8 protein-coding genes are annotated in these 11,867 nt (G+C 43.0%); 1 reads left to right on the forward strand and 7 read right to left on the reverse strand.

Translation table 11 applies throughout. The annotated features are described in order from the left end of the window. Window positions 1–596 precede the first annotated feature (596 nt). Genes L1D50_RS16545 through L1D50_RS16555 form a run of 3 tightly spaced genes read right to left on the reverse strand, consistent with a single transcriptional unit; the run spans window position 597 to window position 1,903 of the window. Window positions 597–1,217: a hypothetical protein gene (locus L1D50_RS16545; RefSeq protein WP_239966439.1), complete on the reverse strand. Its 621-nt coding sequence runs from the start codon at window positions 1,215–1,217 to the stop codon at window positions 597–599. Between the two features lie 18 nt (window positions 1,218–1,235). Next, window positions 1,236–1,646 (reverse strand): hypothetical protein, encoded by a 411-nt coding sequence (locus L1D50_RS16550; protein WP_239966440.1) that lies wholly within the window; start codon window positions 1,644–1,646, stop codon window positions 1,236–1,238. Beyond that, a complete protein-coding gene (locus L1D50_RS16555; protein ID WP_119231831.1) occupies window positions 1,646–1,903 on the reverse strand; it encodes a helix-turn-helix transcriptional regulator in 258 nt (85 codons plus the stop codon). The genes L1D50_RS16550 and L1D50_RS16555 overlap by 1 nt, the downstream gene beginning before the upstream one ends. A 557-nt stretch (window positions 1,904–2,460) precedes the next feature. Between L1D50_RS16555 and ylqF the strand changes: the two genes are divergently transcribed. After that, complete coding sequence (gene ylqF, locus L1D50_RS16560) at window positions 2,461–3,405, forward strand: ribosome biogenesis GTPase YlqF (RefSeq protein ID WP_039493363.1); 945 nt, start codon at window positions 2,461–2,463, stop codon at window positions 3,403–3,405. On the opposite strand, the gene L1D50_RS16565 is transcribed toward ylqF, so the two are convergent. From L1D50_RS16565 to L1D50_RS16580, 4 genes are all read right to left on the reverse strand, one after another. Further along, window positions 3,402–4,811, reverse strand: coding sequence for a sensor domain-containing diguanylate cyclase (locus L1D50_RS16565; protein ID WP_128725738.1), 1,410 nt, complete (start codon window positions 4,809–4,811; stop codon window positions 3,402–3,404). The genes ylqF and L1D50_RS16565 overlap by 4 nt on opposite strands. Before the next feature lie 1,256 nt (window positions 4,812–6,067). Continuing rightward, window positions 6,068–7,357 carry a DUF3472 domain-containing protein gene (locus L1D50_RS16570; RefSeq protein ID WP_128725737.1) on the reverse strand — a complete coding sequence of 430 codons (1,290 nt, stop codon included), beginning with the start codon at window positions 7,355–7,357 and terminating at the stop codon, window positions 6,068–6,070. A gap of 39 nt (window positions 7,358–7,396) precedes the next feature. Continuing rightward, entirely contained in the window at window positions 7,397–10,246 is a 2,850-nt protein-coding gene (locus tag L1D50_RS16575; RefSeq protein WP_239966442.1) for a TonB-dependent receptor, read from the reverse strand. A 103-nt stretch (window positions 10,247–10,349) separates the two neighbouring features. Beyond that, complete coding sequence (locus tag L1D50_RS16580; RefSeq protein ID WP_128725735.1) at window positions 10,350–11,720, reverse strand: Gfo/Idh/MocA family oxidoreductase; 1,371 nt, start codon at window positions 11,718–11,720, stop codon at window positions 10,350–10,352. Between the last annotated feature and the right edge of the window lie 147 nt (window positions 11,721–11,867).

Below are 11,867 nucleotides of genomic sequence, written 5' to 3' on the forward strand. Positions count from 1 at the left end.
GTCTCCAATCAATTTGAAGGGTGAAATACCATATTAGCGTCGTTAAAAATTTCTCATTTAGAACAACTAAATAGCAAAATTTTTGCCTAGCTACTAAAGCTATTTCTCCGCTTCAAATTGCTCATTTACCTAATACAATTGGTATCGCAACCGTCTTGTAAGGCACGTCCCTGTGCCAGACAAGACTTGGCCGACATCCTGTCGGCACATTGCATATCGGCCTATGCCTCTCGGGTGTGATGGAGGGGGGAATAAGTTGCTTGTGAGATCGTCTACGATTTTTACGATTAAGCCGTTTGCAAGGGTTACAAAAACTATCAGCGTAGCCTCCAAGCTCACAGTCTAAATAGTTTTGTGGGAGGCGGTTTACCCGCCGAGAAGTATGTTTTTCGAGTGAAGTATAGCCTCTTCTTTAGGCATCAAAGAAAAGTAAGTCTTAGTCTATGGATGGGCGTCGAAGTCTGTCAGGAGGACATATTGAACATCCTTCCTTGACTAATATCACTTAAGCATTGTCGCGTAGAAACGCCGGAATGGTAATAAAAGAAGTAAGTCAGGCTTCAACTTGAAAGCCCGACTATTTTAAGCATGCGCTACTAAGCCGCAGCTTTTTTTCTAGAAAAGTTTTGTCTAGCCACTTTAGTTGTGATTGATAAAACGGCCGCTAATTCAAGACCTAACAAGATACTCTTCATTGAAGAGTATTTATAAAACACCCAATCCCAACCCCAAAACTGCTTGGCAAAGTCTTGATTAACTCCTAAATAGTCTAGGTTTCGGATCAAGTTTTCTGCAAATGCTAAAAAATCAACACCAATAAATAATAAAAATACTGTCATCAATGCCATATCAGCATTAGTCATTACGACTTCTTTTGTTTCTATGCCTTTTTTAACTAACCAATTTCGAGAGAGCATTGGACGGAAGGCAATTAGTAAAAATGAAACTACATCTATGAAAAGGTGTATCAAGTATATGCGGTTATTTTTCCAGAGCTGGAGAGAGTCATCGCCTAGAGCGAAAAGATTAAAATATAATATTGAAAAACCAACAATCCGTGTAAAGAACAACACAAAGCATATATGGCGAATATTAACATCCGAATAGTAAATAACACCTATAACTGCAATCGCAGCAAGCATTACTACTTGATCCAACTCAGAGTTAAAATAAAATATGCTAAATGGGATAAAAAACAGCGCTAATAAATATTTCATACCTTAACCTAATTTTACCTAGTCGTTGCCTGAATCTTTATTGGCTTCTCTAGGCCTTTCACCATTTTCTGTACCACTTCCCCCTCCACTAACAACTTTAGCTTGGAGGTTAGTCAAAACAACTTCCGTCTGTGGTCTAACGCCAGAGTCAGTATTAGCCCCTCTAGGCTTACCACTATTATGTGCGTTACTTCCACCTTTAACGAAATTAACTAAAGCATCATCTAGTCTATCTGCGTCTTGCTGTTCTATCAGCTGGTTAATGGCTATAGCTTCTTTTCTAGGGCGCTCGCTGTTTTCAGAGCCGCTCCCTCCGGAAACATATTTTGCATCCATTTTACACTGCAACCTTTGGAGAGCCTTATTATCTTTTTTTGAGTCAATACTTAAAAAACGAGCGATAAATTCCGACATCAAATTCTTCATCATTAATCTCTATTTTTTATATCTTCTTGCTCTTTTTCACTCTGTTTAATTTGAGTGATAAGCCCTTTGATATCAACCGAACAATAAATACATATTTCTAAAAATTGGTTAATTCTTGGTTGGCCGACACCGGTTTCCCAATTTTCGATCGTCCTGAGAGATACACCAATTTTATCTGCCATTTGTTGCATGGTGACTCCCTTTCGTTTTCTAAGCGCGCGAAGGTCATCCCCTGAAATGCTATTTTTAAAGAAAAACAACGCCGTTATATCCTTAACATAATATCGTTACTATACGAATGTTAAAGAAGCAGTAAACGAGTCTTGCTTTACACGCTTTGCTTCTCCGCCAACTCCGAACCTATTAACGTGAAATGGTAACAAAAAGAAACAAAAGTGCAACATTTTTGAGCTATGTTTTTCGTTAAGTAACAAAGCGTATATTATTTCGGCACACCTAGCAAATATAACGGTTGTAGCAAAGATCCTTCACAAACATAGTGTCGGTATTTTCTGCTATTTTTGGCTGCCTTATATTGCAACTTTCAAGTTTTCGCATAACAGCGATATATGGACAGGAATGTTGAGCGTGATACATGAATTAAACAGAATTCATGGCCATTAACCCAATTCTGTCAATTTATAGTAGAATAGCTAACTTAGTGATGAGGTACTGCTGCTGTGTTAAAAGCGTTTAGTACCCTATGTTGTATCCTTTACTTATCTCTTGCTTCGTATGAATGGTGCTATGGTAGGTGTGAGTTTGGCAAGGTATTCAACATATGAGCTTTTAAAGTTAATTAATACAGGTGGTTATAATGGCAATACAGTGGTTCCCAGGGCATATGAATAAAGCGCGCAATGAGATCAAAGAGATCATGCCGCAGATGGATGTCATTATTGAAGTGCTGGATGCTCGTATTCCATATAGTAGCGAAAACCCGATGGTAGGGCAGTTACGCGGTGATAAGCCTGTTATCAAAATCATGAACAAAGCGGACCTTGCCGATCCTGAACTGACCAAGCAGTGGATGGAGTATTTTGAACGTGAGAGCGGTGTAAAAGCGCTGGCGTTTGGTCATGATAAGGCGAATGAAGTACAGCGTATTAATGCGCTTTGCAAAAAGCTTGCACCTCATAAAGTGGGTCAAGATAAGCAGCTAAAAGCCATGATCATGGGTATTCCAAATGTGGGTAAATCGACGCTTATCAATACACTTGCCGGCAGAATTGTTGCAAAAACCGGGAATGAACCTGCGGTAACTAAAGCGCAACAGCGTATTAAGCTTGAAGACGGCATTATGCTTTACGATACGCCGGGTATGTTGTGGCCAAAGGTTGAGAACGAAAACTCGGGCTATCGTTTGGCGGCAACGGGTGCTATTCGCGATACGGCTATCAATTATGAAGAAGTGGCGAGTTACACCGCTGAATATCTGCTAGGTGCATATCCAGAGCTTTTAAAAGCACGTTACAAGCTCGACGAATTACCGGACTGTGATTGGACATTTATCGAAATGGCTGGCCGCAAGCGCGGTTGTGTAAAGGGTGGCAATCAGGTCGATACGCATAAGATGTCTGAGATTTTAATCAACGAACTGCGCGATGCTGTTATTGGGCAGATCACGATGGAAACACCGGAAATGCGTGAGTCGGAAGAGGAAATGGTTGCTGAACTAAGAGCACAAGCTGAGGCCAAAAAGGCTGCGCGTGAAGACGAAAAACGTCAGCGCCGCGCAAGAGCGCGTAAGAATCGCCGCTAAGCGGCGAATTTGGTTTGATTCCGGCCTTGTTTGGCACGATAGAGCGCGGCATCGGCGCGCTTTATAAAACCATCTTCTGATTCATCAATATGGTATTGTGCAACGCCAATACTGACTGTCACTTTGACCTCACATTCGGCCTGCTCTAGTGCAACATGGATCTTCTCAGCAATCGCAATTCCTTGCTCTAACGTTGCTTTGGGTAGCAATACCATAAACTCTTCGCCTCCCCAGCGGCACAGCAAACCGCTGTTTTCTATCTGGCGTTTACATACGTTCGAGAAGCATTGCAGCACTCTGTCGCCTACCACATGGCCATGTTGATCGTTCACTTGTTTAAAGTGGTCAATGTCCATCATCAACATCACTACAGGGGTTGATTGGGTGCGCGCCTTCGCTAAATGGTGCTGAAGCAGGGGCTCGAAGGCTTGACGATTAAAGGTATCGGTGAGTTTGTCGTACTTCGCCATTTTTTCTAAGCGTTTTTGATAATGATTAAACGTCAACTGCGCCACGGCCAATATTAATAGGGTGACGAGGCTCCCTACCCATAAATTGGTTGTGAGGATGTCGCTTATTCCACTTGATTTATCTATTGTTTGCTCAACAATTAAGTACCAGCCTATTGAGTCCAAATAGCGCGAATGAACAAACTCGGCATGGTCGTCGGTTTCCAACTGAAATTGATATTCAGATTGATTGAGCAGCGCCGTTGCTTGGGTTGGAAAACGGTCATGAATACTGGTGCCAGATAGAGTTTGATCGTTAAAAAATAATAGCCTGCCTTTGTGGTCAATAAAATACAGCTTGCGCGCGTAACTGGCTTCGTATTGTTCAATTAAATTGTGTAAATCAGCCAATAAGATACCAACCCCAACAACACCAATTACATCGTTGTTTTGTTTTATTTTATGATTAACATAAACAATAGCTTCGTTGTTGTCTCTTGGATCTATATCAACATTGAGCGCATAATCTGTATCGTTATGCAGGCTTTCTCGATACCAATCGTTTTGTTTGGCACGGATGTCTAACTGCTGGGAGTTACCATCAAAGTGGTAATAAGTGAGGCTCTTGTCATCCACTAAAAAGCTCGTTTTTGCGTGATGTAATGCTCGAGTACCTTCTAAGTAGCTGAAAATAAGCGTAGGGTCTTGCTGTGAAGACGTTAGCCAACGTTTAATAAAGACGTTATTTGCCATTTGCTGAGAAATAATGATTGGAGCTTGCAGCCGTTTTTGGATGTCTAAATCAATCAGATGGCTGGTGAGTGGTAGAGCATCATCGCTCACTCCTTTATACAACGACTGTTTAGCGTGCTCGATGCTTATCCAGCTGGTGAAAATAAACCCTACCAGCAGCAGCAGGCTTAACAACATGTTATAACGGTAGCGTCGAGCGTTCATATTATTGTTATTTTTGGAAAAATAGAATGATACGGATTCTAATAAAAGAAAACGATTACACGACATTACAGCTGAATAAACGCTGATAGAAAATGTAGGCATAAAAAAAGCCCTGAGCCGGGCTTTTTGATTCATATCTACCGTCACCGATATGAGCAATGTAGCAAGTAAAAAGTGGTTGCCAGTGATACACATCAAGGGGCGTTGTAGCACATCACCGACAACACGATTCAGGGTCGAATCAGCAAGAGTATGTCCTCTTGTTGATATTGATTATCAATTAGATTTACCCTTGGGTCAACATCTTTTTGAAAATAATTCTCATTAATATTTGTGTGGTTGTTTTTCGGTAAGCGCTGAAAGTAGATATAAATTTTGGGCATAAAAAAAGCCCTGAGCAGGGCTTTTTACGTTCATATCTACCGTCACCGATATGAGCAATGTAGCAAGTAAATTGTGAGAATAAACTTAGTCAGGTTTAGGGGCGACTGAATTAAGTTCATTCAAGCCATTAACGTTGGCCAGCCGTGTTTCAGGGTCGAGAAACAAACTAGAGTACCAATGCCAATCTCAAGATAGCGAGTACATCTGGTAGACAGGGCTTTACAACTATCAACCTTACTAACTGAGTTGGCGAAACAACACGTTGCCGTCTTGTTGATAGTGATTATCAGTTAGATCTAACAATGAGTCAATACTTTTTTGAAAATAATTCTCATTAATATTAGGGTGGCTATTTTTCTAGCAAATACCGAAGTAAAAATAAACTTTGGACATAAAAAAAGCCCTGAGCAGGGCTTTTTGATTTCATATCTACCGTCACCGATATGAGCAATGTAGCAAGTAAAAGTGGAGTTAGCGTCTAAATACGAGGAGCAATGCAAGTGCCTGCTAACGTCCTTTGGTAGTTGTGGATACCAGCCTTGTTTCGGGTCAAGAAACTATTGTGATAACAAGTTGAGCCGTCACTCTCGTCTTGTTGATATTGATTATCAGTTAGATTTGTAGAACTGTCAACGGTCTTTTTGAAAATAATTCTTATTTAGATCTAAGTGGTTGGAATTACACCAAATTTAAATTTATTGAGTGTATTGTTTTATTAATGTGATGGTTTTTGGTGTGTTTTATATCTATTTCTGTTTTTCGAAGGGGAAAGCTTTAATTATCTCGAGACTTTGGTTAATTAGTATAGAAGAAGTAAAAGCCGACCAAAGCTACGGTAGCATTGGCCGACCAGAGAGAAGCTATCATTTAAATTAAGGGTGTGCCTGTAGTGACTGCCATGGGATCACCGGCGCATCATTGCTGCTTGGGCGAGTAAATTCGCTGAGGTAAGGCGTGGGTCCCGTGAAGAAACCTGTATTACGTAAGTAAAACCGGTTTTGCTCCTCACCACCTTGATAATCCAAACGCGACCCTTTTCTGGCGGTGGCGTCATAAGTGAATTTAGCTTGATTTAACTCAACCCAGTTACCCTGGGTGTCACGCAAAAACTGACGGTTATAAAATGCTTTACGCTCAAGCTGTCCGGCTTCGGGTAAAAAGTTTTCCAAAAAGCTATGCGGTCTTGCAACATAGGTATTGGTTTCAGGGCGGCTAAAGGCTGCGATCAGCTTCCATTGACCGGTTTCTGGCGCATAAAAATAGCCTCGATACTCAGTATGGCCTGCATTAATTGTACTGGGCTCAATATTGACTAAAAAGCGATATGTCGTATCAGGCTGCCAGTTATAACGTAAATAGCTTTGTCCTCCAGAACCTTCATTGCCAAATTCACCGACGTAAACGCCTTCGCCTTTAGCGAGTAATTTGATTTTAAGATTGTCAGGAATCGTGCTCGGATCATCGGTTTGATATGGGCTCCAAACCGAAAACAGCACGCGACGCTCGGTGGGCGAGTTGACCTGAATACCAAAGTAACCTTCGCCAAAACCATTCGCCATAAAATACGAGCCTTGTGGATCGTAGCCAGATGGCACCGTTACTTCGTTGTAAAACCAGTTATAGTCCTTTTTGTCAGGTACGGTATAGGAAAGGTGTACTGAAGGGCCGCGACGACCCCAGTAAAAGTCTTCTTTGACATAGTTAGGTGCAGGGGTCATGGCCTCACCATCGAGACTGAGCCCGGTAATGGCGGGAAAGGTACTGTTTCGCCCTTTGGCTAATGTGTCACCGGCTATTTGGACAGTTTGATAGCCAACTTGCGTCACGGCAAAGTCACCGACTTTAACCTTAGTCGGGCTTTGTCTATCGAGGTTAAGCGCCACTTGTTTATTGTTATGCTTTACCAGCAATGTACTTGGTGCTCTTGGTTTCTCAAGGTGTAAAAAGAGGGTATAGGTGCCAACGTTATTGGCATAAAAATAGTGATTAAATCTAAGCTGCTTATCTTGCCATGGGGCAATTCCGGCTTGAGTTATATATTGCCTGCTGGCGTCAATATCGTTGTTGACCCAAGCATTACCGTAACTGCTGATATAAGCCTCTTGTGCTGAAGCAAATAGCGAGGCGCACAGCAGTATCGGTGTCATTATTGTATTCTTCATCTTAAGTTCCTTGAATGGGGCGCGTTGCCCCATATTGATTTAGAAAGAAGTGTTAATGCCTAAACTGATACTGCGGCCGTAACGGCTCAAGTGGCTCACTTGCTCTTGGGTTTTAATATATGACCATTGACGCTCATTGGTGAGGTTGGTCACGTTTAGGTCAATCCGTGTCTTTGCAGTAAGATTATAGCTGGCACTGAAATCAAATTGACCATAATCCGCTGCCCATTCTGGGCCGCCCCACGCATCTGGATACTTCAGGTAATCATCTCGCCAGTTGTAAGCGATACGCGCTTGGTAGTCATCCTTCTCATAATAGATAACCGCATTGTAAGAATGCTCAGACATTCCAGCGAACGGTAGCTCGTCTTTTTCGGGGTCGTCGTATTTACTATCCGTAAATGTGTAGTTGATTTGCATACCTAGGCCATCAAATGGTGCTGGTAGCAATTCCTCAAACGACTGTTGGTAAGCAATTTCGAAACCTTTGATCTCTGCTCCTGCTTCTGAACGTGGAGATACTTGGGTAAATTCCGGACCGTCAACTTCAACGCCGTCTTTTATGAATTTACCTACTTTTATCGTACCGATACGTCCCTGAGCGATAACCGATTTAATGTCTTTGTAATAGGTTGCAAAGGTGAGCGCACCATAATCAGAGAAGTACCATTCTAGTCCCAAATCAAGTTGGTCTGCTCTAAGTGGCTTGATCCCAGGGTTGGCAAGGTTAAGCTCAAACTTACTGAAATTAATTGAGCTATATGGGGTTAGAAAATCGATGCTAGGTCTGGTGATAACTTTAGCCGCGCTGGTTCTAAATAACAGTGAGTCTGTTATTTCTAACTTAAAGTTCATGCTAGGCAGTACATCAGTGTAGTCATCTTCTACGTAAGAATCGGAGTAATAATCGGCAATATCCCCTTCTATGCGATAGATAATATCGCCATCTTCGTCTTCTTCTACGTTGTATACCAGACTTGGGTAATCAAAAACGTAGCCATCAGAGGTGATCTCGGTTTTGATTGCTCTTACGCCTAGGTTTAAGTTGTAAGGCATTTCCGACAGCTCGCCGACTAGATTGGTCTCTAAATAAAGTGCAAACGTTGACTCAGAAAGCTCGTAGGAATCTTTAGGACTCTTGGAAGCTCTAATTTTTTCATCTGCGGCTTGGGCATTAATGGATTGATAAAAAGCATAGAGTTTGTCGTAGTCGAAGCTGGCCCACGGTGCAGGGTGCATGCCCGGCTCACCATCTAGGAAGTTATCAAAGTTGGCGGGAACAAGTACATCTGCGGGTAGTCTAAATAAGTTAAGGCCACCGAGCTTTTCTACGCTTGAATTATCAAAGCTGTCGTAATCTGAGTTTTTAAAATAAGCCCCACCATTACTAAACATCGATGGGTTATTTGATTTACTTACGTCTCTGCCTTTAGTTTGCTTTCCGTAATGAAAGCCAAACTTGATGTCTTTGACAAATTCCCATTCTGGAATAAATGTTCCCTCGAGCCTTAACTCTTCAACATCACTGATCACTTCCGTGCCATAGTTGTAGCTGTAATGAGCACCAAAGGGTTGATCGGCATTAAGTGCTGGTGACATGGTCACATCTGGCAGGAGGTTGTCGCCTGTTTGATCTATGGTGATAGTATCAACAAAGCCACGTGCCACAATGTAGCGGTTGTCGCCATCATTGATCCGCTCAGCACGGGACTTAGACACGTCAAATTCAAGCGTTAGATCGCTGGTAGCATACCACTTGAAGTTAAGACCGGCCTGCCAAGTGTCGGTATTGCGAGGCTCAGAGACGTTCAGTAGCTCAGCCATTGCACCATCGACTAACTCAATGTAGTTGACGTTGCCATCTTCATTAAATTTTAACTCACCTACTGCTGGGATCCCCGGTGTCCAAGGTTCATCATAGGTGACGAAAGAGATTTGATATTTTTCACCGTCGGTTTTGTAGCTTGAGTATAAGCTATCAAAGGTGACATCAATATCATTCGTTGGACGCCATTGTAAGGCGAGGCTTGCACCAATGCGCTCACGTTCGTCTTGCCAGTTCGAGTAGCGTACATATCCTGGGATCATTGATGGATGTACTTTCTCGCCCTCATCTAGCTCACCATTTCGGTTACTATCAACTGGGACTCGCACATCGGTATTTTCTTCTGGATCGTAAAATCCTTGTCCTTCGTAGGAGTCTTCGCGTTGTGTTCGCTCTGAATAAACGGCGGTGAATAGCGCGCCAAAGGTATTGTCAAAAAAGGTATCACTAATGAGGAAGGAGGCTTGAGGGTTGGTATCGCCGGTACGTTCTTCGTAAATAGCTTTGGCACTTCCGGCGAGGGTAAAACCATCCATATCTAACGGTCGGCGGGTTTTTATATTGATGACTGAACCAATCCCCCCTTCTTGCGTTTGTGCTTGTGGTGATTTGTACACTTCTAATGCTTGAACCATCTCAGGCGCAATCAAATCGAAGTTAAAGTCACGGCTAGTGTGTTCAGATGCCATTCTACGACCATTGATGGTGGTAACGTTAAAGTCCCCGCCAAGACCCCGCACTGTGACGTTTTGTCCTTCACCTGCGTTACGGGTAATAGCGATACCCGTCATTCGTTGTAGCGCTTCAGCTAGGTTTTGATCTGGGAACTTACCAATGTCTTCGGCAACGATGGCATCCATTACGCCGACGGCGTTTTTCTTGAGAAAGAGTGACTCTTTGATACTGGAACGTACGCCACGTACTTCAATTTTCTCGACTTGTTGCTTGGCTTTATCTTGCTCGTCGGATCCGCTGTTCTGTTCTGTTTCCTGTGCATGCGCGTATTGGGACAGGGCACAGTTCACGGCCAATCCCACAGCACACAGTTTTAGAGTGTGTTTCATCTTGTTGTCCTGTTGAGTGTTGTTATTATTGCGCCCGCTATACGAGCGCTTATTCAGGCATTGTTAGTACTTGCTATAGATAACGTATTTAACCTTTGGTTAGTTATGTGACAATGCCTAGTGGTGCTGCAGTGCGCCATGTGCCCCTAGTGAAATCTGGGAAGTCCTTGCTATTACTTCTGTCTGCAACTGAGTCCATTGAAAGAGGGAAGACCGCTGACCAAGCAGCTGCGTCGTAAACATCCTGATCTAGCGGCTCGCCATTACGAAGGCAGTAAATAATGCGCCAGAACATTAAGAAATCCATGCCACCATGGCCGCCGTTGCGCTCAGCTTCAGCCCCCATTTTTTGCCAAAGTGGATGATCGTATTTGCCGTACCAATCATTCATGTCGTAATCCCACTCGTGAAAGCTCTTACTCCCGCCGTTTTCAAGCGCGATGCGGTTGGGGAATCCTGCAAATACGCCGTTAGTACCTTGAATTAAATTATGGCGGGAGTAAGGGCGTGGGGTAGTGGTATCGTGCTGTACCATGATCGAACGACCTTTGATGGTTTTAATGATGCTGGTGTTCATATCTCCAGCAATATAGTTCAGTTGGTTTCGTTCATGATTTGCTGGAAACTCACGTTTGGCATAGGCTGCACGACCAAGTGCTGGGGAACTCATGGACGAGATATAGTCGAAGCGATCGCCACGGTTGATATTCATATATTGAGAAATAGGGCCTAAGCCATGAGTGGGGTAGAGATTACCGTCGCGTTTGGTATGCCAGTGTGTACGCCATGAGCCGGTTTTATGCTCAATTTCTTTCATTTGCCAACGAAGTTCATGGATATAAGCCGCTTCACCGTGTAGTAACTCACCGAATAGCCCTTGGCGAACCATGTTTAATACCATCAGCTCGTCGCGGCCATAGCAAACGTTTTCCAACATCATGCAGTTCTTTTGCGTGCGCTCTGCGGTATTTACCAATTGCCACGCTTCTTCTATGGTTACTGCAGCTGGCACTTCAACCAAAGCGTGTTTGCCACTTTCCATTGTGTCTACCGCCATAGGCGTATGCCATTTCCAAGGCGTAGAGATGATCACAATATCAATGTCATCGCGCGCCAACATGCGGCGATAGTCCATATCGCTCTTGCCATAAGTTGCTGGCTTGGGTAAACCCTTGTCGACAACAATTTTAACGGCTCTATCGACGACTTCTTGGTGCGTATCGCAAATGGCCTTGATCTCGACACCATCAAGATGGCAAAAGTGTTTTACCGCGCCAACACCACGTTGACCCACACCAATAAAGCCCACTCGCACGACATCCAGTTTCGGTACGACTAGACCTTGAACTGAATTTCCTTGTGGCTTTGGTGTAAGCGGCGTCTTATTATTGTTACTTGCGCAGCCAACCACTGCGCTTGTTGCTGCGATAGCAGCCATTGATTGAAGAAATCGCCGGCGGTTTAGATCACCCATAATAACCTCTTAGTTGTTCACTCTTGTTGTTAAAAACGAAATGTTATTTTTGGTTATTATTACGGCAGTTTTATTTTGAACGCAAGAAAAATATCTTTCATATTCTTTCGTTTTATTTTCGGTTTGTTTCTTATTTAAATTTAAATC

The sequence above is a fragment of the Pseudoalteromonas sp. Isolate6 genome (assembly GCF_022398435.1).
Classification (GTDB): Bacteria; Pseudomonadota; Gammaproteobacteria; order Enterobacterales; family Alteromonadaceae; genus Pseudoalteromonas; species Pseudoalteromonas galatheae.